Origin of the sequence: Micromonospora sp. NPDC049836, assembly GCF_044465125.1 — a bacterium.
Lineage (GTDB): Bacteria > Actinomycetota > Actinomycetes > Mycobacteriales > Micromonosporaceae > Micromonospora.
In genome coordinates, this window is sequence record NZ_JBITLH010000005.1 from 334139 (window position 1) to 359277 (window position 25139).

Consider the following 25139-nt stretch of genomic DNA (forward strand, 5'->3'; position numbering starts at 1 on the left):
ATGGCCAAGAAGGCGCTGATCCTCAAGGCGGCCGCGAAGCCGAAGTTCTCGGTTCGCGCGTACACCCGCTGCCAGCGGTGCGGGCGTCCGAAGGCGGTCTACCGCAAGTTCGGTCTCTGCCGGGTGTGCATCCGGGAGATGGCCCACCGCGGTGAGCTGCCCGGCGTGTCCAAGGCTTCCTGGTAATAGCCCGGCGCGCTCCGCGCGTCAGCTGAACTGTCTCTTCGCCGTAGGCCCCGGGCCTGGCCCGGGGAACCCCGGCGAGAAAGGTTGACGAGTTTCATGACGATGACCGACCCGATCGCAGACATGCTCACGCGTCTGCGCAACGCCAACCAGGCGTACCACGACCGGGTGACGATGCCCTACTCGAAGATCAAGGCGAACATCGCCGAGGTCCTCAAGGCCGAGGGTTACATCGCCACCTGGTCGGTCGAGGAGCCCGAGGAGGGCGCCGTCGGCAAGCGACTGGTCGTCGAGCTGAAGTACGGCCAGAACCGGGAGCGGAGCCTGGCCGGCATCAAGCGCGTGTCCAAGCCCGGTCTGCGGGTTTACGCCAAGTCGGACGGGCTCCCGCGGGTGCTCGGCGGGCTGGGCGTGGCGATCATTTCGACGTCCCAGGGGCTGCTCACCGACCGGCAGGCCCGCAAGCGGAGCGTTGGCGGGGAAGTCCTCGCCTTCGTCTGGTAACGGGAGAACGGTAGAAATGTCGCGAATTGGACGTAAGTCGATCCCGGTGCCCGCCGGCGTCGAGATCACGATCGACGGCCAGACCGTCAAGGTCAAGGGCCCGAAGGGCGAGCTGAGCCACGTACTGGCCGAGCCGATCAAGGCGGAGCGGGGCGAGGACGGTGCGCTGCACGTCAACCGGCCCAACGACGAGCGCAAGGCCAAGGAGCTGCACGGCCTGAGCCGGACGCTGGTGGCCAACATGATCGTCGGGGTCACCGAGGGCTACCGCAAGAGCCTGGAGATCGCCGGCACCGGTTACCGGGTGACCGCCAAGGGCAAGGACCTCGAGTTCGCGCTCGGGTTCTCGCACCCGGTGCTCGTGCCCGCCCCGGACGGCATCACCTTCACGGTGGAGAGGCCGACCCTGTTCCACGTGGCCGGCATCGACAAGCAGCAGGTCGGCGAGGTCGCCGCCAACATCCGGAAGATCCGCCCGCCGGAGCCCTACAAGGGCAAGGGCGTCAAGTACCAGGGCGAGGTCATCCGCCGTAAGGCTGGAAAGGCAGGTAAGAAGTGAGCGCCACGCTGCTCAAGCGCCGCCGCGGCGTCGCCGCCAAGCGCGCCGTCGGGCGTGCGCGCCGGCACTTCCGGGTCCGCAAGAACATCAGCGGTACCACCGAGCGTCCCCGCCTGGTCGTCACCCGGTCCCTGCGGCACATCGTCGCCCAGATCGTGGACGACACCAAGGGTCACACCCTGGCGTCGGCCTCGACCATGGACGCCTCGCTGCGCGGCTCCGAGGGCGACAAGAGCGCCCTGGCCGGCAAGGTCGGCGCTCTGCTCGCCGACCGGGCCAAGGCCGCCGGCGTCTCGAAGGTCGTCTTCGACCGCGGTGGCAACCGGTACGCGGGGCGGGTCGCCGCGCTTGCCGACGCCGCCCGCGAAGCCGGGCTCGAGTTCTAGAAACCCCGTCACGAGAGAGAAGGAAGGCTGCTGATGCCAGGTCAACAGCGCCGTGGCGGCGGGTCCGGTGGCAACGAGGGTGGTCGCCGCGACAACCGCCGTGAGGGCGGCCGCGGAAACGCGCCCGTCGAGAAGACCCCGCACCTCGAGCGGGTCGTCGCGATCAACCGCGTCGCCAAGGTCGTGAAGGGTGGTCGTCGCTTCAGCTTCACCGCCCTGGTGATCGTGGGCGACGGCGACGGCACCGTCGGCGTGGGCTACGGAAAGGCCAAGGAGGTGCCCGCGGCGATCGCCAAGGGTGTCGAGGAGGCCAAGAAGCACTTCTTCAAGGTGCCGCGGATCGGTCAGTCGATCCCGCACCCGGTGCAGGGTGAGGACGCGGCCGGTGTGGTGCTGCTCAAGCCGGCCTCCGCCGGTACGGGCGTCATCGCCGGTGGCCCGGTCCGCGCCGTGCTGGAGTGCGCGGGCATCCACGACGTGCTCTCCAAGAGCCTCGGCTCGTCCAACCCGATCAACATCGTGCACGCCACGGTGGCGGCCCTGAAGGCGCTCGAGTCGCCGGAGGCGGTCGCGGCCCGTCGTGGCCTGCCGGTCGAGGACGTCGCGCCGGCCGCCATGCTGGCGTCGCGGGCGGGGGTGGCGTCCTGATGGCGCGTCTGAAGGTCACCCAGGTCCGATCCGAGATCGGGACCAAGAAGAACCAGCGTGACTCGCTGCGTTCGCTCGGTCTCAAGCGGATCAACGACGTGGTGGTCAAGGAGGATCGTCCGGAGATCCGGGGCATGATCTTCACGGTCAACCACCTCGTGAAGGTCGAGGAGGTCGAGTAATGACGATCAAGGTCCACCACCTGCGTCCGGCGCCCGGGGCCAAGACCGAGAAGACCCGCGTGGGTCGCGGTGAGGGCTCGAAGGGCAAGACCGCCGGTCGCGGTACCAAGGGTTCGAAGGCCCGGAAGAACATCTCGGCGGCGTTCGAGGGTGGGCAGATGCCCATCCACATGCGCCTGCCGAAGCTCAAGGGCTTCAAGAACAAGTTCAAGGTCGTCTTCCAGGTGGTCAACCTGGACCGGCTCGCCGAGCTCTTCCCGAACGGCGGCCAGGTCGGCCCGGTCGAGCTGGTCGAGGCCGGCGCGGTCCGCAAGGGCCAGCCGGTCAAGGTGCTCGGCACCGGCGACCTCGGCGGTGTGACGCTCCAGGTGTCGGCGCACGCGTTCAGCGCGTCGGCCAAGGAGAAGATCACTGCCGCCGGTGGCTCGGTCACCGAGCTGTAAGGCATGTCATGGCGCCCGCTCAGTTGTCCGCAACTGGGCGGGCGCCATGGTCTACCAGCCCGGTGTGCGCCGGGTAACATTGGATTCGGTTTATGTAGCCGGGCGCATCTGCCCCGACCGGGATCGGGCTGTTAGAGTCCCTTCCCAGCTATGGATATCGGGCGCTCGCCCGGCACCCACCCCGCCCCGCCAGGGACCACCACCGGCGGCCCGCCTCGCGCAGGAGGAAGAAGTTGCTGTCCGCCTTTCTCAGTGCGTTCCGTACGCCTGACCTGCGCAAGAAGCTGCTGTTCACAGTAGGCATCATCGCGGTCTACCGGCTCGGCGCCACGCTGCCCAGCCCCGGCGTCTCGTACGGCAACGTGCAGAAGTGCCTCGACGCCATCCAGGGGAACGGCACCGGCGTCCTCGGCCTGCTGGACCTCTTCTCCGGTGGCGCGCTGCTGCAGCTCTCGGTCTTCGCGCTGGGCATCATGCCCTACATCACCGCGTCGATCATCCTGCAGCTGCTGACGGTGGTCATCCCGCGGCTGGAGCAGCTCCGCAAGGAGGGCCAGGCCGGCCAGGCGAAGATCACCCAGTACACCCGGTACCTGACCCTGGGCCTGGGCATCCTCCAGTCCTCGGCGTTCGTGGCGCTGGCCCGCTCCGGGCAGCTCTTCCAGAACCGCTGCGACCAGTTCCCGATCGTGCCCGAGGGCACCGGCATCCCGAACTGGCTGACCCTGACGATCCTGGTCATGACGATGACCGCCGGCACCGGCGTGGTCATGTGGCTGGGCGAGCTGATCACCGACCGCGGCGTCGGCAACGGCATGTCCGTGCTGATCTTCACCTCGATCGCGGCCCGGCTCCCCAGCGAGGGCTGGAAGATCAAGACCACCAAGGGCTGGGGGATGTTCCTCCTCGTCATCGTCCTGGTCCTCGTGGTCATCACCGCGGTCACCTTCATCGAGCAGGCGCAGCGCCGCATCCCGGTGCAGTACGCCAAGCGCATGATCGGCCGGCGGATGTACGGCGGCACCTCCACCTACATCCCGCTCAAGGTGAACCAGGCCGGCGTCATCCCGGTCATCTTCGCCTCGTCGCTGCTCTACCTGCCGACGCTCATCCTTCAGTTCTTCGACCAGAACAACCCGGGGAAGACCCAGGCCTGGATCTCGAACCACATCGTGAAGGCGAGCGCGCCGGAGCACATCGCGATCTACTTCCTGCTGATCATCTTCTTCACGTACTTCTACGTGTCGATCACGTTCAACCCGACCGAGGTCGCGGACAACATGAAGAAGTACGGCGGTTTCGTGCCGGGCATCCGCCCCGGCAAGCCGACCGCCGAGTACCTCGACTTCATCCTCAGCCGGATCACCCTGCCGGGCGCGCTCTACCTGGGCATCGTCGCGATCCTGCCGAACTTCTTCTTCATCTGGCTCGACAACCAGCAGTTCCAGAACTTCCCGTTCGGCGGCACCGCTGTGCTCATCATGGTCGGCGTCGGTCTGGAGACCGTTAAGCAGATCGAGAGCCAACTCATGCAGCGGAACTACGAAGGGTTCCTGCGGTAGATGCGACTCGTTCTGGTTGGCCCGCCGGGCGCGGGCAAGGGCACACAGGCGGAGTTCATCGCCGCCCACCTCTCGGTGCCGAAGATCTCGACCGGTGACATCTTCCGGGCCAACGTCTCCCAGGGCACGCCCCTGGGGGTCGAGGCGAAGCGGTACATGGACGCGGGCAAGCTGGTCCCGGACGAGGTCACCATCAACATGGTGCGGGACCGGCTCGCCGAGCCGGACGCCAGCGAGGGCTTCCTCCTCGACGGCTTCCCGCGGACCACGCCGCAGGCCGCCGCGCTGGACAAGCTCCTCGCCGACCTGGGCACCGCGCTGGATCTGGTGCTGGAGCTGGTCGTCGACGACGACGAGGTGATCCGGCGGCTCTCCGGCCGGCGTACCTGCCGGGGCTGCGGCAAGATCTGGCACGTCGAGTTCGACGCCACGAAGCAGGACGGCGTCTGCGACCGCTGCGGCGCGGAGCTGTTCCAGCGGGACGACGACAAGCCGGAGACCATCGCGGCCCGGCTGCGCGAGTACGCCGACAAGACCGCGCCGCTGGTGGACTACTACGGCGCCCAGGGCAAGCTGGTCGGCATCGACGCGACCGGGCCGGTGGAGGACGTCACCGTCCGCGCCATCGACGCCCTGCGCTCGTACGGCGGCTGACGTCCCGCCGGCGGTCCGGCGGATAGAGTGCGAACAGCGGGGTACGTGCGACGTGCCCCGCTGTTCCGCGCGACGAAAGGTAACGGCTCCATGCGTCGTCCCCAGCTGGACATCCAGCTGAAGACCCCCGAGCAGATCGAGCTGATGCGGGCCGCCGGTCTGGTGGTCGCCCGCGCGCTGCGCCGGATGCGGGAGGCGGTCGCCCCCGGGGTCAGCACCGCCGACCTGGACGCGATCGCCGAGTCGACCATCCGGGAGGCCGGCGCCGTCCCCTCGTTCAAGGGCTACCACGGCTTCCCGGCGTCGATCTGCTCGTCCGTCAACGAGCAGGTGGTGCACGCGATCCCGTCGTCGGCACAGGTGCTCCGCGAGGGGGACCTGATCTCGATCGACTGCGGCGCGGTGCTGAACGGCTGGCACGGCGACGCGGCGATCACGGTCGGCGTCGGCGAGGTCGACCCGGCCCTGCTGAAGATGGCCGCGGTGGCCGAGGACGCCATGTGGGCCGGCATCGCCGCCGCCGCCCGGGGCGCCGCCAGCGGCAAGGGCCGGCTCACCGACATCTCCCACGCGGTGGAGAACGCGGTCCGCAAGGGTGGCCGGTACGGCATCGTCGACGGCTACGGCGGGCACGGCATCGGCACCGAGATGCACCAGGATCCGCACGTGCTCAACCACGGTCGTCCCGGCAAGGGTCCCCGGCTGGTGCCCGGCCTGGCGCTGGCCATCGAGCCGATGATCACGATGGGCTCGCCGCGCACCGTGGAGCTGGCCGACGGCTGGACCGTGGTGACCCGGGACAGGTCGATGGCGGCGCACGTCGAGCACTCGATGGCGTTGCTGGCCGACGGCGTCTGGGTGCTGACCGCCGAGGACGGCGGCCGGGCCCGGCTCGGCGACCTGGTCACCTCCCGCGAACCGGCGAACTCGCCAGCGGCCTGACCCCGGGGATCGCCCGAACAGGTCGGGTGCGCTGGCTGTCCGGTCCGCCGTCCGGTGCTGGCGCAGCCCGGGCGGCCCAGGGGTATCGCGGGCGGCCATCGGCCTGGCGGCGATTCGGGGCGACCGCGCGGACACCGACGTCTCGGCGGGGTGGGGGAGACCGGCGTTACCACGCGGTGGCGTACGGGTGGCATTCTTGCCGGCATGGAGCGGAGCGGGATGCGGGCGGCCGACGCCGACCGCGAGGCGACGGCGGAGCGGCTCCGGGTGGCCCTCGAGGAGGGGCGGCTGAGCCTGCACGAGTACGACGAGCGGCTGGGCCGGACGTACGGTGCGAAGACCTACGCCGAGCTGGACGAGGTGCTGGTCGACCTGCCCGGGACGACGCCGGTCGAGCGGTCCGCGGTGGTGCCCGCCCCGCCGGCGCCCAGCCCCACGGCGGCCGCCCCGCCGCACCCGGCCGCCGCGTCGGCGCCAGCGCCCACGCCACCGGACGCAGCGCCGGTGCGGCCGTCGGCCGGCCCACGGCGCGGGTCCCACCTGCTGGGGCTCTGGATGTCCTGGCTGCGGGTGGCGGCGGTGCTGGTGCCGATCTGGCTGTTGAGCTCACTCGGTGCCCGGGACTTCGGGAACTTCTGGCCCGCCTGGGTGCTCGGGCCGTGGGGAGCCCTGCTGCTGATGCAGTGGGTCGGCCTGATCGGCGGCGTGCACGGGTCCGGGCCGGGGCGGGATGCGCGGCGCTACCGGGGTCGGGACCGGCGCCGGCGGGGCCGGGCCTGAGCCGCTCGGCGGCGGTGGTCGACGTCACAGCGGCGCGTCCGGCTCGCCGAATTTCCTCCCGCGGGTGACTCGGCCCGCGGCCGGTTTGGCGACGGCGCGCAGGCGGGCGTACACTTTCAGATCGGCGCACAGCGTCCACTCCGGCATGCCCGCCCAGCGCTTCGGTGGGAGCTGGAGCCGCGGCTGGCGCGGATGTCCTGATCTTGATCAGTGCGTCCGTGTAAGACGTTGTGGGCCGCCCGGAGCAATCGACGTCAGGACAGCGGAGGACATGCCGAAAAAAGACGGAGCCATTGAGATCGAGGGTCGGGTCATCGAGCCCCTGCCGAACGCCATGTTCCGGGTGGAGCTCGCGAACGGCCACAAGGTGTTGGCTCACATCAGCGGCAAGATGCGGCAGCACTACATCCGCATCCTTCCGGAGGACCGGGTCGTCGTCGAACTCTCGCCGTACGACCTGACCCGCGGGCGCATCGTCTACCGCTACAAGTAGTCCTGACGACGGCCGGGAAGTCCCGTGTCCGTCTTCGACGTCCGGTGTCGCGTAGCGCGCGTCCCCGGGCCAGATGGGAAGTAAGGCAACCGTGAAGGTCAAGCCGAGCGTCAAGAGGATCTGCAACAAGTGCCGGGTTATCCGCCGGCACGGCCGGGTCATGGTCATCTGCACCGACCCGCGCCACAAGCAGCGCCAGGGCTGAACCAGTCCCACCGGCCGTGACGGCCGGTCGGATCGGTCCCGGTCGCGGATCCCTCGAACACATCATCAGCTCGTCCCAGCCGCGAGCGGTACGCAGCGCGTACTCCCTCGTGGTTGACCCCCGGTCGGAGGCCGGGGCCTGCTCGGGCAGCGACCGCTCCCGGTCGCCGGCATGACGCCGGAAGGACAGGGACGGTCGGTAGCGGGGTGGGACGGGTCCACACCTCCGTCACAACATCACGAGGAGTACGCCCGCACATGGCACGTCTAGTCGGCGTGGATCTCCCCCGCGAGAAGCGGATGGAGATCGCGCTCACCTACATCTTCGGGGTCGGTCGCACCCGCGCCCTGGAGACGCTCTCCGCGACCGGCATCTCGCCGGACAAGCGCGTTCGGGACCTCACGGACGAGGAGCTCGTCGAGCTCCGGAACCACATCGAGGCCAACTACAAGGTTGAAGGCGACCTGCGCCGCGAGGTCGCCGCTGACATCCGCCGCAAGGTCGAGATCGGCTGCTACGCCGGTATCCGGCACCGCCGCGGTCTGCCCGTGCGTGGTCAGCGCACCAAGACCAACGCGCGGACCCGGAAGGGCCCGAAGCGGACCGTCGCCGGCAAGAAGAAGCCCGGCAAGAAGTAGTTCTTAACCGGATGACGGGTCGGCCACCGCCGAGGTGGGCGAGGCCGCAACCCGGTCCGGAAAGTCAACTAGGAGCGCACAGACTTATGCCACCGAAGGCTCGTGCCGGAGCCGCCGTCAAGAAGGTCCGGCGCAAGGAACGCAAGAACGTCGCCCACGGGCAGGCGCACATCAAGAGCACCTTCAACAACACCATCGTGTCCATCACGGACCCGACCGGTGCGGTCATCTCCTGGGCCTCCTCCGGCCAGGTGGGCTTCAAGGGCTCCCGCAAGTCGACTCCGTTCGCCGCGCAGCTGGCCGCCGAGGCCGCCGCGCGTCGGGCGATGGAGCACGGCATGCGCAAGGTCGACGTGTTCGTCAAGGGTCCCGGCTCCGGCCGGGAGACCGCCATCCGTTCGTTGCAGGCCGCCGGTCTCGAGGTCGGGCAGATTTCCGACGTCACGCCGCAGCCGCACAACGGGTGCCGTCCGCCGAAGCGTCGCCGGGTCTGAGAGGTTAGAGAGAGATGGCTCGTTACACCGGTGCTGACTGCCGCCGTTGCCGGCGGGAGAAGATGAAGCTGTTCCTCAAGGGCAGCAAGTGCGATGGCCCGAAGTGCCCGTTCGAGTCCCGGCCGTTCCCGCCCGGGCAGCACGGCCGCGGCCGCACCAAGGAGACGGAGTACCTGCTCCAGCTCCGTGAGAAGCAGAAGGCCCGTCGTGTCTACGGCGTGCTGGAGAAGCAGTTCCGCGGCTACTACGAAGAGGCCGTGGGCAAGAAGGCCAAGACGGGCGAGGTTCTGCTCCAGATCCTCGAGTCGCGGCTGGACAACGTGGTCTACCGGGCCGGCTACGCCAAGTCCCGGGACATGGCCCGTCAGCTGGTCAAGCACGGTCACTTCACGGTGAACGGCAAGAAGGTCGACATCCCGTCGTACCGCGTCAAGGAGCACGACATCGTCGAGGTCCGGGGCAAGAGCAAGGAGCTCACCCCGTTCATCGTCGCGCAGGCCGAGGCCGGCTCCAAGACCGTTCCGGCGTGGCTCGAGGCCATCCCCAGCCAGATGAAGATCCTCGTGCACTCGCTCCCGGCCCGCCAGGTGATCGACACCCAGGTCCAGGAGCAGCTGATCGTCGAGCTCTACTCCAAGTAAGGGCTCGTTGCGGTGGCCCGCCCTCCGGGGCGGGCCACCGGAACAGTTTCGTCGGGCGTCATATGGCGGGCGCCCCGGAAGAGAAGAGAAAAAATGCTCATCAGCCAGCGACCGTCTCTCTCCGAAGAGTCGATCAACGAGACCCGGTCCCGGTTCACCATCGAGCCGCTGGAGCCCGGCTTCGGCTACACGCTCGGCAACTCGCTGCGGCGTACGCTGCTGTCCTCCATCCCGGGTGCGGCCGTCACCTCGATCAAGATCGACGGTGTCCTGCACGAGTTCACCACCATCCCCGGGGTCAAGGAGGACGTGGTCGAGCTCGTCATGAACATCAAGGAGCTGTGCGTCAGCTCCGAGCACGACGAGCCGGTCAGCATGTACCTGCGCAAGCAGGGCCCGGGCGACGTGACCGCCGGTGACATCCAGCCCCCGGCCGGCGTCTCGGTGCACAACCCGGACCTGAAGCTCGCCACCCTCAACGGCAAGGGCCGGCTCGACATGGAGCTGACCGTCGAGCGGGGTCGGGGCTACGTCACGGCGGCACAGAACAAGCAGGCGGGCGCCGAGATCGGCCGGATCCCGGTCGACTCGATCTACTCGCCGGTGCTCAAGGTCACCTACCGCGTCGAGGCGACCCGTGTCGAGCAGCGGACCGACTTCGACCGGCTGATCATCGACGTCGAGACCAAGCCGTCGATGGGCCCGCGTACCGCGCTGGCCTCCGCCGGTTCGACGCTGGTGGAGCTGTTCGGGCTGGCCCGTGAGCTGGACGAGACCGCCGAGGGCATCGACATCGGGCCGTCCCCGCAGGACGCCCAGCTGGCCGCGGACCTGGCTCTGCCGATCGAGGAGCTGGACCTGACCGTCCGCTCCTACAACTGCCTCAAGCGCGAGGGCATCAACTCCGTTGGTGAGCTGATCGGGCGTACCGAGGCCGACCTCCTCGACATCCGCAACTTCGGTCAGAAGTCGATCGACGAGGTCAAGATGAAGCTCGCCGGGATGGGCCTGGGGCTGAAGGACTCGGCTCCGAACTTCGACCCGGCGCACGTCGTGGACGCCTTCGGCGAGGCCGACTACGACACCGACGACTACCGCGAGACCGAGCAGCTCTAGTCCGCGCTGCCGCCACACCTGAGGAGCACCAAGCATGCCCACGCCCACCAAGGGCCCCCGCCTCGGCGGCAGCCCCGCGCACGAGCGGCTGATGCTGGCCAACCTGGCCACCGCGCTGTTCCAGCACGGCAAGATCCAGACCACCGAGACGAAGGCCCGGCGGCTGCGTCCGCTGGCCGAGCAGCTCATCACCAAGGCCAAGCGCGGCGACCTCGCCTCGCGCCGCCGGGTGCTGGGCGTCGTCAAGGACAAGGACGTGGTCTACGCCCTGTTCGACCAGATCGCGCCCCGGTACGCCAACCGCAACGGTGGCTACACCCGGATCGTGAAGACCGGTCCGCGCAAGGGTGACGCCGCTCCGATGGCGATCATCGAGCTGGTGGAGGAGCTTCAGGTCGCCGAGCCGAAGGCGAACAAGAAGACCGCCGCCCGCAAGTCCGCCCAGCAGGACAAGGTCGAGGCCCTGGCCCCGGCCGAGGAGACCCCGCGCTCCAGCGAGGTCGCCGACCAGGACGCCGAGGCGCCGGTCTCGGCCACTGGCGACACCGCCCAGGCGCGCGAGGACGACGACGAGGCCACCGAGAACGACAAGGCCTGAGCACAGGCAGCATCGTCGGGCCCGGCATCCCTTCCTGGGGTGCCGGGCCCGACGGCGTGAACGGGAGGTACGAGGTGGACGAGCGGACCCGGCTGCGGCTGGACGTCTCCTACGACGGCACCGACTTCTCCGGCTGGGCGCCCCAGCCCACCCGGCGCACCGTCGCCGGGGTGCTGATGGCGACCCTGGACCTGGTCCTCGGCACCGGCACCGCCACCGGGCTGACCGTGGCCGGCCGGACCGACGCCGGCGTGCACGCCACCGGGCAGGTCTGCCATCTCGACCTGCCCACCGAGGTGTGGCGGCAGCACGACGGGCGGCTGCTGCGCCGGCTGGCCCGGCTCCTCCCGCCCGACGTGCGGGTGCGCGCGATGACCGAGGTGCCGGCCGACTTCGACGCCCGTTTCTCGGCGACCTTCCGCCGCTACGAGTACCGGGTGACCGACGCCCCGTGGGGCGCCGAGCCGCTGCGCCGTACCGACACCCTCGCCTGGCCGAAGCCGCTCGATCTGGCGGCGCTGAACGCCGCCGCGGCCGGCCTGGTGGGGGAGCACGACTTCGCCGCGTACTGCCGGCGCAAGGAGAACGCCACCACGCTGCGCGAGGTGACCCGGCTGGACTGGCGGCGCGACCCGGACGGCATCCTGGTCGCCACCGTGCAGGCCGACGCGTTCTGCCAGAACATGGTGCGCAGCCTGGTCGGCGCCATGCTGGTGGCCGGGGACGGCCGCCGGCCGGTGGAGTGGCCGGCGGGCCTGCTGAGCCGCCGGGAGCGGTCCAGCGAGGTGACCGTGGCGCCCGCGCACGGGCTGGCTCTGGTGGCGGTCGGCTACCCCGACGACCCGGCCGAGTACGCCCGCCGCGCCGACCTCACCCGCCGGCTCCGCGTCCCCGTCGCCGAAGGCTGACACCCCACCCCGGCGCCGGGATCTTCTGGCCGCCGACCCCCCCCGGGAGCGAGCCCGGACGCCGGACGGCCCGCCGCCCCGGGACGGGGAAACGGCGGGCCGTCGGGTGGTCGGTCAGTTGTCCGAGGAGTTCCGGTCGTCGGTGCCGTCCTGGCCGGCGGGACCGTCCGAGGTGGTGTCGGTGGGCTGGTTGGCCACCCCGCCGTTGGCCCGGCGTTCCAGCACGCCCCGGTTCAGGTAGACCTCGATCATGTCGTACAGGATCTCGCGGGTCCGGCTGTCGGTGGCCGCGATCTTCTTCCCGTCGGCGCGGGTGACCAGGCAGTACGCGATGTAGTGGCCGCGTACCTGCCAGCCGATGCGGGCGGCGGCCTTCGCCACGGCCTCGGTGTCTTCGTCGGCGGCCATGCCTCGGAACCGGCCCTGCCGTTCGTCGAGCAGTTGCCGGATCCGGTCCCGGGCGCGCTGCGCGCTGGCCACGTCGGTGAGGTTGAACAGCCCGGCGGTGAGCAGGTGATCGCCGTCGGGGGAGCGCAGGGTCGCCCGGACCACCTGGTTGCAGCCGAGCCGGGTGAGCAGGTCGGCGATCTCCCCGGTCACCGCGACCCCGCAGCTGCCGCTGGAATGGGTCTTGAGCACCGGGTACGCGGGCTGACCGTCGGCGACCACCAGCTTCTTGCCGGGGAAGACCTCCTTGACGGTGAGCGCCAGCTGGTCGGTGTCCCGGGAGTCCAGGTCCGTCCCGTCGGCCGCGGCGGACTGCTCCACCACCGGCTGCCCGCTGGGCGTGCCGGCCTGCGGCGTGCCGGTGCGCTCGTCGAGCAGCGCGGCGACGGCCAGCCCGCCGAGGGCGAGCAGCATCAGGACGGCGGCGCCACCGATCAGGGCCTGCCAGGCCCGCCCCCCGCCGCGCCTGCGCTCCGCCCGGCTGGGGCGGGACAGGTCCAGCGGTTCGGTCGTCCGGAAGATCGCGGCCGGCGCCGGGCGTGGCACGGCGGCGGGCGGTGCGGTGGCCCGGGGGGCGTCCGGCTCGAGCCGGCCCGGCACGGGGGCCGGCGAGGGAGCCGGAACCGGTGGCGGGGCCGGCGCGGGCAGCGGAGCCGGGGCCGGGGCCGGGGCCGGCGCCGGGGCTGGGGCCGTGTCGACGGGCGGTCGGGCGACCCGGGCCGGCGGCAGCGACGGGGTGGGGAAGCGGGACGGCGAGGGGCCCGCCGGCGGCGGTGGCGCGGCGGCCGGCGCGGACGGGTCCGGCCCGGACCCCGGGTACTCCAGGAAGGCGTCCTCATCGGACTCGTACCGATACACCATGTGAGACACAGTAGGGGTCGATTGTCCCTTTCGAGGGTAATATCGGGAAATCTGGGCGGAGTGGCGTCCGACCCGGTTCAGCACACCGTCGCCGACGCCCATCCACGCCGGTGCGACAATTCCCGGCGTGACCGGCGACCACTACTTCACCGCGCAGCCCACGAGCGCCGTCCAGCCGCGCGAGGTCGAGTTCTCCGTGGCGGGGCGGGACTACACCCTCGCCTCCGCCAGCGGGGTCTTCTCCGCCGCCCGGCTCGACCCCGGCACCGCCGTCCTGCTGCGCAAGGCCCCGCTGCCGGCGCCCGACGTCACCGGTCCGCTGCTCGACATCGGCTCCGGCTTCGGCCCCATCACCTGCGTCCTGGCCGCCAGCGCGCCGGCCGCCACGGTCTGGGCGGTCGACGTCAACGAGCGGGCCCGGCAACTCACCGCCGCGAACGCCGCCCGGGTGGGCGCGGCCGAGCGGGTCCGGGCGGTCGCTCCGGACGACGTACCGGCCGAGGTCACCTTCGCCCAGATCTGGTCCAACCCGCCCATCCACATCGGCAAGTCCGAGCTGCACGACCTGCTCCGGCACTGGCTGCCCCGGCTCGCCCCGGACGGGGTGGCGTGGCTGGTCGTCGCGAAGAACCTCGGCGGCGACTCGCTGCACCGCTGGCTGACCGACCAGGGCTGGCAGGTGGCCCGGCACGCCAGCCAGAAGGGCTTCCGGGTGCTGCGGGTCACCCGGTAAACGAGTGTCGCCCGCCCCCGCCTCTCGGGCAGGATGCCGGCGTGGGATACGTGGACGTGGCAGGGGTCGGGCACACCCTCCCGGACGGCCGGGAGCTCTTCGCCGAGGTGTCGTTCCGGGTCGGTGAGGGCGCCAAGGTGGCCCTCGTCGGCCCCAACGGCGCCGGCAAGACCACCCTGCTGCGGATGGTCGCCGGCGACCTGCCGGTGCCTACCGGCGCCATCGCCCGCTCCGGCGGGCTCGGCGTGATGCGCCAGTTCATCGGCATGATCGGGGACGAGTCGACCCTCGCCGACCTGGCGCTGTCGCTCGCCCCGCCGGCGCTGCGCGACGCCGGCCGCCGGCTCGCCGAGACCGAGGCGGCCATGCGGGCGGCCGAGGTCCGCGGCAAGTACAGCAGCGCCGCCGGCAAGGCCCAACTGGCGTACGCGGACGCGCTGGCCGCCTGGGGCGAAGCCGGCGGGTACGACGTCGAGGTGCTCTTCGACACGGTGGCCACCATCGTGCTCGACCTGCCCTGGGACGCCGCCCGGGACCGCCCGGTGCGGACCCTCTCCGGCGGCCAGCAGAAGCGGTTCGCGCTGGAACTGCTGCTCCGCGGCCCCGACGAGGTGCTGCTGCTCGACGAGCCGGACAACTTCCTCGACGTGCCCGGCAAGCGCTGGCTGGAGGGCCGGCTGCGCGAGTCCGGCAAGTCCGTGCTCTACGTCTCGCACGACCGGGAACTGCTGGCACAGACCGCCGACCGGGTGGTCGCCGTCGAGGGCGGCAGCGCCTGGGTGCACCCGGGTGGCTTCGCGAGCTGGCACTCCGCGCGGGTCGCCCGGCACGCCCGCCTCGACGAGCTGCGTCGCCGCTGGGACGAGGAGCACCAGAAGCTGCGCGAGCTGATGCTCATGTACAAGCAGAAGGCCGCGTACAACGACGGCATGGCCTCCCGCTACCAGGCCGCGCAGACCCGGTTGCGCAAGTTCGAGGAGGCCGGGCCGCCGCCCGTACCCCCGAAGGACCAGGACATCCGGATGCGGCTGAGCGGCGGGCGGACCGGGAAGCGCGCGGTCATCGCCGAGCAGCTCGAACTCGACGGCCTGACCTACCCCTTCGACCTGGAACTCTGGTACGGCGACCGGGTGGCGGTGCTCGGCGCCAACGGGACCGGAAAGTCGCATTTCCTGCGGCTGCTGGCCCGCGGCGGCACCGACCCCGACCCGGCCAGCGTGCCGGCCGAGGCCGCGAAGCTGGCGCCCGTCGCGCACGACGGGATGATCCGCCTCGGCGCCCGGGTCCGGCCCGGCCACTTCTCCCAGACCCACGACCGGCCGGAGCTGATGGCCAGGACGCTGGTCGACATCCTGTGGCGGGGCGACGAGCACCGGGCCGGGATGGACCGGCACGCGGCCATGGCGGCGCTGTCCCGGTACGAGCTGGCCGGCCAGGGCGACCAGCGCTTCGGCACGCTCTCCGGCGGGCAGCAGGCGCGCTTCCTGGTGCTGCTGCTGGAGCTGTCCGGGGCGACCCTGCTGCTGCTCGACGAGCCGACCGACAACCTCGACCTGGCCTCCGCCGAGGCGCTCGAAGCCGGACTCGCGGCCTTCGACGGGACGGTGGTCGCGGTGACCCACGACCGCTGGTTCACCCGCTCGTTCGACCGGTTCGTGCTGTTCCGCGGCGACGGAGAGGTGGTCGAGACGCCCGAGCCGGTCTGGGACGTCCGCTGACCGACGGCGCGCTCGTCGACCGGTTCCGCGCCGGCGGCGGGTGGGGTTCTGGCGGCGGGGTCGGGTCCCGCCGGCGTTCGGTGCGCCTCCGCCGCGGCGTCGCCGCCGGGCGTGGCGCTGGTCGTCGCGGGGCGTGGCGCTGGTCGTCGCGGGGCGTGGCGCTGGTCGTCGTGGGGCGTGGTGCTGGTCGCCGCCGAGGCCCTGTCGGCGTCGCTACGGACCTGATGTCGGGGACGGCTCAGCCGGCGAGCCGGGCCGGCCCGCGGGCTCGAGCGGTGACCTGGTGGCGGGCGGCATAGGGTGGATCTCGTGACTGAGATGACCTATCGCCGGTTGGGCGACTCCGGGCTCGTGGTGTCCGTGGTCGGCATCGGCTGCAACAACTTCGGCCGCAAGCTCGACCGCGACGGGACCCGCGCGGTGGTCGACGCCGCGCTCGACGCCGGGATCAACTTCTTCGACACCGCCGACATCTACGGCGAGCCGCAGGGCGGCTCCGAGGAACTGCTGGGCGAGGCGCTGAAGGGGCGCCGGGACGACGTGGTGGTCGCCACCAAGTTCGGCATGGACATGCACGGCCTCAACGGCCCCGACCACGGCGCCCGGGGCGCCCGCCGGTACATCGCCCGCGCGGTCGAGGCGTCGCTGCGCCGCCTCGGCACCGATCACATCGACCTCTACCAGATGCACGAGCCGGACCCCGGTACGCCGATCGACGAGACCCTCGCCGCCCTGGACGACCTGGTCCGCGCCGGCAAGGTGCGCTACCTCGGCAACTCGAACTTCGCCGGCTGGCAGATCGCCGACGCCGACTGGACCGCGTCGTCCCAGGGCCGTACCCGCTTCGTCTCCGCGCAGAACCACTACTCGCTGCTGGAGCGGAGCGTGGAGACCGAGGTCATCCCCGCCTGCGAGCGGTTCGGCCTGGGCATGCTGCCGTTCTTCCCGCTCGCCAACGGGCTGCTCACCGGCAAGTACAAGCGGAACGAGACGCCCCCGGCCGGCAGCCGGCTCGCCGGTGGCGGCCGGTACGCCGAGCGGCTCGCCGCGGCCGACTGGGACACCATCGAGGCGGTTGAGGCGTACGCGGCCGAGCGCGGGCTCAGCATGCTCCAGGTGGCCATCGGCGGGTTGGCCGCCCGGCCGGCGGTGACCTCCGTGATCGCCGGCGCCACCACCCCCGAGCAGGTACGCGCCAACGCCGAGGCGGGCACCTGGCAGCCCACCGACGAGGACCTGGACGCCCTCGACGCCCTGCTCTGACCGGGCTCAGCGCTGCCCCGGTGCCGTCTCCGGCACCGGGGCAGCCTGCTTTCCACCCCCGGGCCACGCCGGCCGGGCCCGTTGCGCCCTGCGTGCCGGTTGCTCCTGGGCGGCCCGACCCTCGGCGTACGGGCTCACTGGCGCTGTGGGCGGGGTCGTCGGCCCTGCGGGCGGGTCTCTCGCTCTACCGAATGGGCGCTGGGCTCTGCGAGTTGGGTGCTGCTCTGCTGCGGGCGGGTCCTTCGCCCGACGGACCGGGCGTGGGCCCTGTCGCTGGCCTTTTCGTTCGACGGCCCGGGTGCTGACCCCGCGGCGGGGTCTTTCGCTCGACGGACCGGGCGCTGGGCTCTGCGAGTTGGGTGCTGGGCCGCCGCCGGCCGGGCACGCCGTCGAGTGACGGCCTCGGTGGAACACCATGGAGGTCAAAAGCGCTCTTTGACCTCCATGGTGTTCCACCGGTGGTCTCTGTTGGCCGGCCCGGTGGGTGCCGTGAGTGGCCGGGGGGGACCGGGCGGGCGGGTTGGGCGCTGATGGCGCCAAGGCGCGCTTGTGGCGTCCATGGTGATCCACCGATTGCCTCCGGTCGGCCCGTTGGGCCGGGCGCCGCGTGGGACGGGACGCTGAGCGGGTCGGCGGCCGAACGGCACGGGAGCGGGTGGAACGCTATGGAGGTCAAGAGCGTTCTTTGACCTCCATAGCGTTCCACCGACGACGTCCGGTTGGGCGCTGGACGGGGTACGGCGTGGGGCCGGACGCCTGAGTGGGCGGATGCCTGAACTGAGCGGGCGCAGAGCAGGGCGTGGGCGGGAGCCTGAGCAGAGCGGGTGGCTGAGCAGAGCGGGTGGCTGAGCAGAGCGGGTGGCTGAGCAGAGCGGGCGGGTGAGCAGCGCGGGCGGCTGAGCAGCGCGGCGGCTGAGCAGAGCGGGGCGCGAAGCGGCAGAGCGCAAACGCGGCGGGCGAGACGGGAGGTGTGAGCGCTGTGGACATCACAGCGGGCCGTGATGTCCATCGTGGTTGGTGGTCGGTGGTCGCACGCGCTGCCTGCGGTGACCGGCCAGATCGGCGTCATCGCCGAGCGGCCCGGGGTACGCACAGCGCGACACCGGCGGCGACGCTGTGCCGCTCAGCGGCGGCGCGCGGCGGGGCGGGCGGCCAGGGTCAGGGGTGGCGTGCGGTGGCGGCACGTTCGGCGAGGGCCTGGCGGACCAGGGCGACGGTGGCGCGCGGGTGGCGGAGCACGTCGTCGGCGGTGAAGCGGAGGACCAGCCAGCCGGCCGCCCGGAGCGCGTTGAGGCGGGCGACGTCCTGGCGGAAGTGGGCGCGTTCCCGGTGGTGGTCGCCGTCGTACTCGACCGCGACGCGGCGGGCCGGCCAGGCGAGGTCCACCCGTCCGACGAAGCGGCCCCGGGCGTCGAGCACGTCGTGCTGGGCGACGAGCGGCCCGAGCCCGGCGTCGAGCAGGAGCAGCCGGAGCCGGGTCTCCATCGGAGATTCGCTCAGCGGCTCCGCGAGCGCCAGCACCTCCCGGAGCAGCCTGGTGCCCGGCCAGCCGGACCGCGCCGCGGCGTACGCCCGGAGGTCGGTCAGTTTGACCACCCGCCGGTGCAGCAGCGCGTCGACGGCGACCAGCGCGTCCGTGCGTGGGGCCTGCCGGCCGAGGTCGAAGGCGGTGCGCAGGGCCGTGGTGACCGGTAGCCCGGCGAACCGGGTCCGGTCGCTGTCCGGCAGCACCGAGCGGACGACGCGTACCCGGGGATGCGGGCGCAGCCGGGCCGTCCGGGGCAGCAGCACGGTGACCGGGGCGGCTGGTTCGAGCAGGTCGACGCCCCACAGGTACGCGGCGCTGCGCCCGGCGACGGCGGCACCGGGCGGCAGGCGCAGGGCGACGGCCTCGCACCACATCCGGTGGTCGTCCGGGCGGTGGCCGTCGCGGTGCACGTAGACATCGGGCAGCAGCCGCCGCCAGGCCGGCCCGCGCACCATCGCCCAGGTCAGCTGGCCCTCGGCGACGGCGACGCTGCCGCGGAACGGCAGGAACGACAACCGGCGCGGAACGCGGGCAGGCGAGGGCATCCGGACAGCATGACGTGACCGGAAGGTCACTCGCCGTCCCCGCCCTCCACTCCGGACGGTGGGTGGGAAAAGTGTCACCCGCCCTTGGCGGATCGCCGGGGAACGCCGTACGGTAGGCCGCAAGTGACCCACGGGAGCCCGGTGCGGACCGGGCTGAGAGGGGGGCTGACAGCCCCCGACCGTTGAACCTGATCCGGGTAATGCCGGCGCAGGGAGGAGTGTTGCCGTGCCGTCCCTGGGGCGACTGCATCTGATCACCGACACCCGGCCCGGTCGGGACCCCCTCGGCGTGCTGCGGGCCGCGCTGCCGGTGGCCGGCGCCGAACTGGTGGTCCAGGTCCGGGTGGCCGACGACGCCACCGACCGGGAGGCGTACGAGCTGGCCCGGCGGGTGGCCGGGCTGTGCCGGCCGTACGGGGCGACCTGCCTGGTCAACGACCGGCTGCACGTGGCGCTGGCGGTGGCCGCCGACGGCGGGCACGTGGGCGCGGACGATCTGCCGGTGCCCGCCGCCCGCCGGGTGCTCGGTGCCGCCGCCGTGCTCGGCGCGACAGCCCGGGAGCCGGTCACCGCCGCCGCGGCGGTCGCCGCCGGGGCCAGCTACCTCGGCGTGGGGCCGTGCTACGCCACCACGACCAAGTCCGGGCTGCCCGACCCGATCGGCCCCGCGGGGATCCGCGCGGTCGCCGGGGCCGTGAGCGTGCCGGTGATCGCGATCGGCGGGGTGACCGCCGCGTCGGTGCCGGCGCTGCGGGCCGCCGGGGCGTACGGGGTGGCGGTGGTCGGGGCGCTGTCGGCCGCCGCCGATCCGGCCGGGGCGACGGCCGAGCTGCTCCGGGCGTTGACGTGCTGAGCGGGGGCGCGGGCAGCACCGGCGACGTCGGCCGGGGCACCGTCGAGGCCGACGTGGCGGTGGTCGGGGCGGGGCCGGTGGGGCTGGCGATCGCGTGGCGGTGCGCGCAGCGCGGGCTGCGGGTGAGCGTGCACGACCCGGCGCCGGGCTCCGGCGCGTCGCGGGTGGCGGCCGGGATGCTGGCGCCGGTCGCCGAGGCGTACTTCGGGGAGCGGGAGCTGACCGGGCTGCTCACCGAGTCCGCCGCCCGCTGGCCCGGCTTCGCCGCCGAGCTGGCCGGGGCCGCCGGCGCCGACCTCGGGTACCGCACCGACGGCACCCTGGTGGTCGGGCTCACCGCCGACGACCTGGCCGAGGCGGGCCGGCTCTGGTCGTACCAGCAGGGTCTGGGGCTGCCGATCAGGCCGCTGCGCCCCTCGGAGCTGCGGGACCGCGAGCCGGCGCTGGCGCCCCGGGTGCGCGGCGGCGCGCTCGCACCCGGCGACCACCAGGTCGACCCGCGCCGGCTGGTCGCCGCGCTGCGCACGGCGGCCGAGCGGGCCGGCGCGGTGCTGCGACCGGCGGCGGTCGGCGCGCTGTCCGAGCTGGCCGCCCGGGTCGTCGTGGTGGCGGCCGGCTGCGGCGCGGCGGCGCTCACCGGCCTCCCGGTCCGGCCGGTGAAGGGGCAGGTGCTCCGGCTCCGCGCGCCCGGTGGCGGTCCGCCCGGCTTCCGGCACGTGATCCGGGGGTACGCCGACGGCGAGCCGGTCTACCTGGTGCCCCGGGACAGCGGCGAGGTGGTGGTCGGGGCGACCGTCGAGGAGCGCGCCGACACCGTGGTGACCGCGGGGGCGGTGCTGCGGCTGCTCCGCGCCGCCGTCGACCTGGTCCCCGAACTGGCCGAGTACGAGCTGGTGGAGGCGGCGGCCGGGTGGCGGCCCGGCACGCCGGACAACGCGCCGATCATCGGGGCGCTGCCCGGCCGCCCCGGCGTGCTCGTCGCCACCGGGCACCACCGGCACGGCATCGTGCTCACCCCGGTCACCGCCGACCTGGTCGCCGAGCTGGTCGTCACCGGCGAGCCGGACCCGCTGCTCGCGCCCTTCGGCGCGGCCCGGTTCGCCGGCCGGACCGGACCGGTCCGGGCCCCATCCGACACCGAGGAGGAGACGTGCGACTGATCGTCAACGGCGCGGGGCGGGACCTGCCGGTCGGCGTCACCGTCGCCGAGCTGGTCCGCGCGGTCACCACCCAGGAGCGTGGCCTCGCGGTCGCGGTCAACGGCGAGGTGGTACCCCGCGGCGGCTGGCCGGCCACCGTGCTGCGCGACGGTGACCGGGTCGAGGTGCTCAGCGCCGCGCAGGGCGGGTGAGCGGCATGCCCCTGGAGATCGGCGGGGTCACCCTCGGCTCCCGGCTCGTCCTCGGCACCGGCGGCGCGGCCAACCTGCACGTGCTGGAACAGGCGATCCGGGCCTCCGGCACCGAACTGGTCACCCTGGCGCTGCGCCGGGTCGACACCGCGCCGGGCAGCGCCGGTGGCCTGCTCGACCTGCTGGAACGGTGCGGGGTACGGCTGCTGCCGAACACGGCGGGCTGCCACACCGCGGCCGAGGCGGTGAAGGTGGCCCGGCTGGCCCGCGACGCGTTCGCGACCGACTGGGTGAAACTCGAGGTCATCGGCGACGAGCGCACGCTGCTGCCGGACGGGGTGGAGCTGCTGCGCGCCGCCGAGGAGCTGGTGGCGGACGGGTTCACCGTGCTGCCGTACACGTCGGACGATCCGGTCCTGGCCCGGCGGCTGGCCGACGTGGGCTGCGCGGCGGTGATGCCGGCGGGGGCGCCGATCGGCTCCGGGCTGGGCGTGGGCAACCCGCATCACATCCGGCTGATCCGGCAGGCCGTGGCCGTGCCGGTGATCCTCGACGCCGGCATCGGCACCGCCTCCGACGCGGCGCTCGCCATGGAGCTGGGCTGTGACGGGGTGCTGCTGGCCAGCGCGGTGACCCGGGCCGCCGACCCGGTGGCGATGGCCACCGCGATGCGGCACGCCGTGCGGGCCGGGCGGCTGGCGTACGGGGCCGGGCGGATCCCCCGTCGTTTCCACGCCCTGGCCTCCACCCCCGACGACGGACGGCCCGAGCTGTGACGGCGCCGCCCGGCATGGCCGCCCGCGCGACGGGCGGAGCCGCCGGCCGGGTACGGCCGGCGGGGCCGGCCTCCGCCACGATCTCGTCGGGCGCTCGCGAGCTGCCGTCGGGCGTGGTGCTGCTGACCGACCGGCGGATGGCCCGGCGACCCCTGGCCGAGGTCGTCGAGGCGGCCGTGGCCGGGGGAGTGCGCTGGGTGGTGCTGCGGGACAAGGACCTGCCGCGGGCCGAGCGGGCCGCCCTCGCCGGCGAACTGCGCGCGATCCTCACCGGGGCCGGCGGCCGGCTGATCGTCGCCGGCCCGGACCCGCTCGGCGGCGACGCCGTGCACCTGCCCGCCGCCGGCCCGTACCCGCCGCCGCCCGTCGCCCTGGTCGGCCGGTCCTGCCACGACACCACCGAGCTGGCCCGCCTCAGCACCGAGGACTACGTGACCCTGTCGCCGGTCTTCCCGACGAGAACGAAACCCGGCTACGGCCCACCCCTGCACCCGGCCGGGCTGCGCGAGCTGATCCGGGTCTGTCCGGTACCGGTGCTCGCCCTGGGCGGCATCGAGACCCCGGACCAGGTCCGGGCGTGCGTCGCGGCCGGCGCCAGCGGGGTCGCCGTGCTCGGCGCGATCATGCGCGCCGAGCGGCCCACCGCGGCCGCCGCCACCCTCAGCGCGGCGGCCCACGACCGGCCGCGGCCCACCACCACAGCCCAGGGAGCGACGTGACCCCGAGGACAGTCCTCACCATCGCCGGATCAGACTCCGGCGGCGGCGCCGGCATCCAGGCCGATCTCAAGGTCTTCGCCGCCCTCGGCGCGTACGGCGCCAGCGTGCTCACCGCCGTCACCGCCCAGAACACCCGGGGCGTGGACGCCGTCCTGCCGCTGCCCCCGCAGACCGTGCGCGACCAGCTCGACAGCGTGCTCGGCGACTTCGACGTCCGGGCGGTGAAGACCGGCATGCTCGGCAGCCCGGCGGTCGCCGGCGCGGTGGCCGAGGCGGCGCGGGCCGGGCGGCTGCCCCGGCTGGTCGTCGACCCGGTGCTGGTCGCCACCAGTGGACACCGGCTCGGCGTGGTGGAGGCGGTCGAGCGGCTGCTGCCGTACGCCGAGGTGGCGACGCCGAACCGCGCGGAGGCCGCGGCCCTCACCGGACGCCCGGTGGGCACGGTCGAGGAGATGGTCGCGGCGGCCGAGACGCTGGCGGCCGCGGGCCCGGCGCACGTGGTGGTGACCGGCGGTGACGTGGACGCCGGCGGCGAGTCGGTGGACGTGCTGGCCGGCGCGGGCCGGACCACGCTGCTGCGCGCGCCCCGGGTGGCGACCCGGCACAACCACGGCACCGGCTGCTCGTTCTCGGCGGCGATCGCGGTCCGGCTGGCGGCGGGCGATCCGGTGCCGGTCGCGGTCGCCGCCGCGAAGGAGTACGTGACCCGCGCGCTGACCGGCGCGCGCGACTGGGCGCTGGGCGCGGGACGCGGCCCGCTGGACCACTTCGGCTGGTCCGCATGAGCGACAGGGAGGCTGTCATGCAGGCACGACGCAAGGTCTACGTGGAGGGGTCGCGGCCGGACCTCCGGGTGCCGTTCGCCGAGGTGGAACTGGCCGGGGACAACCCCCCGGTGCGGCTCTACGACACCTCGGGCCCGGGCTCGGACCCGGCGGTCGGGCTGCCGCCGCTGCGCGGGCCGTGGATCGCCGCCCGGGGCGACGTCGCCCCCGTGCGGGGCGCGGGCACCCCGCTGGCCGGCGTCGACGGGAAGCGCCCGACGCAGCTCGGCTACGCCCGGGCCGGGATCGTCACCCCGGAGATGGAGTTCGTGGCGATCCGGGAGGGCGTCGCGCCGGAGTTCGTCCGGGACGAGATCGCCGCCGGGCGGGCGGTGCTGCCGCTCAACGTCAACCACCCGGAGTGCGAGCCGGCGATCATCGGGCGGGCGTTCCTGGTCAAGGTGAACGCCAACATCGGCACCTCGGCGGTCAGCTCGTCGGTCGCCGAGGAGGTGGAGAAGCTGACCTGGGCCACCCGGTGGGGCGCGGACACCGTGATGGACCTCTCCACCGGCAAGCGGATCCACGAGACCCGCGAGGCGATCGTGCGCAACTCGCCGGTGCCGATCGGCACCGTGCCGATCTACCAGGCGCTGGAGAAGGTCGGCGGCGACCCGGTGAAGTTGAGCTGGGCGGTGTTCCGGGACACCGTGATCGAGCAGGCCGAGCAGGGCGTCGACTACATGACCGTGCACGCCGGGGTGCTGCTGCCGTACGTGCCGCTGGCCGTGGACCGGGTCACCGGGATCGTGTCCCGGGGCGGCTCGATCATGGCGGCCTGGTGCCTGGCGCACCACGAGGAGAACTTCCTCTACACCAACTTCGAGGAGCTGTGTGCGCTGCTCGCGAAGTACGACGTGACGTTCTCCCTCGGCGACGGGCTGCGCCCCGGCTCCATCGCGGACGCCAACGACGAGGCGCAGTTCGCCGAGCTACGCACGCTCGGTGAGCTGACGAAGGTCGCCTGGGCCCACGACGTCCAGGTGATGATCGAGGGTCCGGGGCACGTGCCGATGCACAAGATCAAGGAGAACGTGGACCGCCAGCAGGAGTGGTGCCACGAGGCGCCGTTCTACACGCTCGGGCCGCTGACCACCGACATCGCGCCCGCGTACGACCACATCACCTCGGCCATCGGCGCCGCGATGATCGGCATGGTCGGCACCGCCATGCTCTGCTACGTCACCCCGAAGGAACACCTCGGGCTGCCGGACCGGGACGACGTGAAGGCGGGCGTGATCGCGTACAAGATCGCCGCGCACGCGGCCGACCTGGCCAAGGGGCACCCCGGGGCGCAGGCCTGGGACGACGCGCTCTCCAAGGCCCGGTTCGAGTTCCGCTGGGAGGACCAGTTCAACCTCTCGCTCGACCCGGAGACCGCCCGGTCGTACCACGACGCCACGCTGCCCGCCGAGCCGGCGAAGACCGCGCACTTCTGCTCGATGTGCGGGCCGAAGTTCTGCTCCATGAAGATCACCCAGGAGCTGAAGGAGTACGCGGCGCGCGGCATGCGGGACAAGTCCGAGGAGTTCCTCAACGCCGGCGGGCGGGTCTACCTGCCGCTGGCCTGACCGCTGCCCGG

The 25139-nt window shown here is 72.8% G+C and carries 31 protein-coding genes and 1 riboswitch; of the genes, 29 read left to right on the forward strand and 2 right to left on the reverse strand.

Annotation, left to right across the window (positions count from 1 at the left end; translation table 11 throughout):
* From ACIBPB_RS16240 to truA, 19 genes are all read left to right on the forward strand, one after another.
* Entirely contained in the window at window positions 1–186 is a 186-nt protein-coding gene (locus ACIBPB_RS16240) for a type Z 30S ribosomal protein S14 (protein WP_007073023.1), read from the forward strand.
* Between the two features lie 96 nt (window positions 187–282).
* The gene (gene rpsH, locus ACIBPB_RS16245; RefSeq protein ID WP_013288624.1) at window positions 283–690 is read left to right on the forward strand and encodes a 30S ribosomal protein S8; all 408 of its coding nucleotides are present in this window, start codon (window positions 283–285) and stop codon (window positions 688–690) included.
* Between the two features lie 16 nt (window positions 691–706).
* Window positions 707–1249, forward strand: a complete 543-nt coding sequence (gene rplF, locus ACIBPB_RS16250; RefSeq protein WP_357314295.1) for a 50S ribosomal protein L6 — start codon at window positions 707–709, stop codon at window positions 1247–1249.
* Window positions 1246–1635: a 50S ribosomal protein L18 gene (gene rplR, locus ACIBPB_RS16255; RefSeq protein ID WP_396840382.1), complete on the forward strand. Its 390-nt coding sequence runs from the start codon at window positions 1246–1248 to the stop codon at window positions 1633–1635. The genes rplF and rplR overlap by 4 nt, the downstream gene beginning before the upstream one ends.
* A 33-nt stretch (window positions 1636–1668) precedes the next feature.
* The gene (gene rpsE, locus ACIBPB_RS16260) at window positions 1669–2283 is read left to right on the forward strand and encodes a 30S ribosomal protein S5 (RefSeq protein ID WP_120780907.1); all 615 of its coding nucleotides are present in this window, start codon (window positions 1669–1671) and stop codon (window positions 2281–2283) included.
* Window positions 2283–2465: a 50S ribosomal protein L30 gene (gene rpmD / locus ACIBPB_RS16265; RefSeq protein ID WP_013473693.1), complete on the forward strand. Its 183-nt coding sequence runs from the start codon at window positions 2283–2285 to the stop codon at window positions 2463–2465. Before rpsE ends, rpmD begins: the two co-directional genes overlap by 1 nt.
* Entirely contained in the window at window positions 2465–2908 is a 444-nt protein-coding gene (rplO, locus tag ACIBPB_RS16270; RefSeq protein ID WP_396840384.1) for a 50S ribosomal protein L15, read from the forward strand. The genes rpmD and rplO overlap by 1 nt, the downstream gene beginning before the upstream one ends.
* A 233-nt stretch (window positions 2909–3141) precedes the next feature.
* Window positions 3142–4470 (forward strand): preprotein translocase subunit SecY, encoded by a 1329-nt coding sequence (gene secY, locus ACIBPB_RS16275; protein ID WP_396840385.1) that lies wholly within the window; start codon window positions 3142–3144, stop codon window positions 4468–4470.
* Window positions 4471–5124, forward strand: a complete 654-nt coding sequence (locus ACIBPB_RS16280) for an adenylate kinase (RefSeq protein ID WP_357314285.1) — start codon at window positions 4471–4473, stop codon at window positions 5122–5124.
* A 90-nt stretch (window positions 5125–5214) separates the two neighbouring features.
* Window positions 5215–6066 carry a type I methionyl aminopeptidase gene (gene map, locus ACIBPB_RS16285; RefSeq protein ID WP_396840386.1) on the forward strand — a complete coding sequence of 284 codons (852 nt, stop codon included), beginning with the start codon at window positions 5215–5217 and terminating at the stop codon, window positions 6064–6066.
* 204 nt (window positions 6067–6270) lie between these two features.
* Window positions 6271–6846, forward strand: a complete 576-nt coding sequence (locus ACIBPB_RS16290; RefSeq protein WP_396840387.1) for a DUF1707 domain-containing protein — start codon at window positions 6271–6273, stop codon at window positions 6844–6846.
* A gap of 271 nt (window positions 6847–7117) precedes the next feature.
* A complete protein-coding gene (gene infA / locus ACIBPB_RS16295; protein ID WP_007073013.1) occupies window positions 7118–7339 on the forward strand; it encodes a translation initiation factor IF-1 in 222 nt (73 codons plus the stop codon).
* A gap of 91 nt (window positions 7340–7430) precedes the next feature.
* Window positions 7431–7544, forward strand: coding sequence for a 50S ribosomal protein L36 (rpmJ, locus tag ACIBPB_RS16300; protein ID WP_012184307.1), 114 nt, complete (start codon window positions 7431–7433; stop codon window positions 7542–7544).
* Window positions 7545–7801: 257 nt separating this feature from the next.
* Complete coding sequence (rpsM, locus tag ACIBPB_RS16305) at window positions 7802–8182, forward strand: 30S ribosomal protein S13 (protein WP_222956328.1); 381 nt, start codon at window positions 7802–7804, stop codon at window positions 8180–8182.
* An 86-nt stretch (window positions 8183–8268) separates the two neighbouring features.
* Entirely contained in the window at window positions 8269–8676 is a 408-nt protein-coding gene (rpsK, locus tag ACIBPB_RS16310; RefSeq protein ID WP_014440747.1) for a 30S ribosomal protein S11, read from the forward strand.
* 14 nt (window positions 8677–8690) lie between these two features.
* Window positions 8691–9317: a 30S ribosomal protein S4 gene (gene rpsD / locus ACIBPB_RS16315; protein ID WP_396840388.1), complete on the forward strand. Its 627-nt coding sequence runs from the start codon at window positions 8691–8693 to the stop codon at window positions 9315–9317.
* 93 nt (window positions 9318–9410) lie between these two features.
* Window positions 9411–10433 (forward strand): DNA-directed RNA polymerase subunit alpha, encoded by a 1023-nt coding sequence (locus ACIBPB_RS16320; RefSeq protein ID WP_007073009.1) that lies wholly within the window; start codon window positions 9411–9413, stop codon window positions 10431–10433.
* A gap of 34 nt (window positions 10434–10467) precedes the next feature.
* Window positions 10468–11031 carry a 50S ribosomal protein L17 gene (rplQ, locus tag ACIBPB_RS16325; RefSeq protein WP_396840389.1) on the forward strand — a complete coding sequence of 188 codons (564 nt, stop codon included), beginning with the start codon at window positions 10468–10470 and terminating at the stop codon, window positions 11029–11031.
* A gap of 74 nt (window positions 11032–11105) precedes the next feature.
* Window positions 11106–11939, forward strand: a complete 834-nt coding sequence (truA, locus tag ACIBPB_RS16330; protein WP_396840390.1) for a tRNA pseudouridine(38-40) synthase TruA — start codon at window positions 11106–11108, stop codon at window positions 11937–11939.
* Window positions 11940–12053: 114 nt separating this feature from the next.
* Here the strand turns inward: truA and ACIBPB_RS16335 are convergent, their stop codons facing one another.
* Window positions 12054–13247, reverse strand: a complete 1194-nt coding sequence (locus ACIBPB_RS16335) for a hypothetical protein (RefSeq protein ID WP_396840391.1) — start codon at window positions 13245–13247, stop codon at window positions 12054–12056.
* Window positions 13248–13374: 127 nt separating this feature from the next.
* On the opposite strand from ACIBPB_RS16335, the gene ACIBPB_RS16340 reads away from it, so the two are divergent.
* From ACIBPB_RS16340 to ACIBPB_RS16350, 3 genes are all read left to right on the forward strand, one after another.
* Window positions 13375–13980, forward strand: a complete 606-nt coding sequence (locus tag ACIBPB_RS16340; RefSeq protein ID WP_357314268.1) for a methyltransferase — start codon at window positions 13375–13377, stop codon at window positions 13978–13980.
* A gap of 41 nt (window positions 13981–14021) precedes the next feature.
* Window positions 14022–15698 carry an ABC-F family ATP-binding cassette domain-containing protein gene (locus tag ACIBPB_RS16345; RefSeq protein WP_396840392.1) on the forward strand — a complete coding sequence of 559 codons (1677 nt, stop codon included), beginning with the start codon at window positions 14022–14024 and terminating at the stop codon, window positions 15696–15698.
* A gap of 300 nt (window positions 15699–15998) precedes the next feature.
* Window positions 15999–16961 (forward strand): aldo/keto reductase, encoded by a 963-nt coding sequence (locus ACIBPB_RS16350; protein ID WP_396840393.1) that lies wholly within the window; start codon window positions 15999–16001, stop codon window positions 16959–16961.
* Window positions 16962–18119: 1158 nt separating this feature from the next.
* On the opposite strand, the gene ACIBPB_RS16355 is transcribed toward ACIBPB_RS16350, so the two are convergent.
* A complete protein-coding gene (locus ACIBPB_RS16355; protein WP_396840394.1) occupies window positions 18120–19034 on the reverse strand; it encodes a DUF559 domain-containing protein in 915 nt (304 codons plus the stop codon).
* Between the two features lie 121 nt (window positions 19035–19155).
* A riboswitch (TPP riboswitch) is annotated at window positions 19156–19266 on the forward strand.
* Here ACIBPB_RS16355 and thiE point away from each other — a divergent pair.
* The 7 genes from thiE to thiC all read left to right on the forward strand — a co-directional run bounded on the left by thiE (window position 19261) and on the right by thiC (window position 25128).
* Window positions 19261–19887 carry a thiamine phosphate synthase gene (gene thiE / locus ACIBPB_RS16360; protein ID WP_396840395.1) on the forward strand — a complete coding sequence of 209 codons (627 nt, stop codon included), beginning with the start codon at window positions 19261–19263 and terminating at the stop codon, window positions 19885–19887. It overlaps the preceding riboswitch by 6 nt.
* The gene (gene thiO / locus ACIBPB_RS16365) at window positions 19881–21047 is read left to right on the forward strand and encodes a glycine oxidase ThiO (RefSeq protein ID WP_396840396.1); all 1167 of its coding nucleotides are present in this window, start codon (window positions 19881–19883) and stop codon (window positions 21045–21047) included. The genes thiE and thiO overlap by 7 nt, the downstream gene beginning before the upstream one ends.
* On the forward strand, window positions 21038–21238 hold the full coding sequence (gene thiS, locus ACIBPB_RS16370; RefSeq protein ID WP_396840397.1) for a sulfur carrier protein ThiS: 201 nt from the start codon (window positions 21038–21040) through the stop codon (window positions 21236–21238). The genes thiO and thiS overlap by 10 nt, the downstream gene beginning before the upstream one ends.
* Entirely contained in the window at window positions 21235–22014 is a 780-nt protein-coding gene (locus tag ACIBPB_RS16375; RefSeq protein WP_396840398.1) for a thiazole synthase, read from the forward strand. The genes thiS and ACIBPB_RS16375 overlap by 4 nt, the downstream gene beginning before the upstream one ends.
* Window positions 22015–22151: 137 nt before the next feature.
* Entirely contained in the window at window positions 22152–22733 is a 582-nt protein-coding gene (locus ACIBPB_RS16380; RefSeq protein WP_396840593.1) for a thiamine phosphate synthase, read from the forward strand.
* On the forward strand, window positions 22730–23518 hold the full coding sequence (gene thiD, locus ACIBPB_RS16385; RefSeq protein ID WP_396840399.1) for a bifunctional hydroxymethylpyrimidine kinase/phosphomethylpyrimidine kinase: 789 nt from the start codon (window positions 22730–22732) through the stop codon (window positions 23516–23518). Before ACIBPB_RS16380 ends, thiD begins: the two co-directional genes overlap by 4 nt.
* Before the next feature lie 17 nt (window positions 23519–23535).
* Window positions 23536–25128 (forward strand): phosphomethylpyrimidine synthase ThiC, encoded by a 1593-nt coding sequence (gene thiC, locus ACIBPB_RS16390; protein WP_396840401.1) that lies wholly within the window; start codon window positions 23536–23538, stop codon window positions 25126–25128.
* The last annotated feature ends 11 nt before the right edge of the window (window positions 25129–25139 follow it).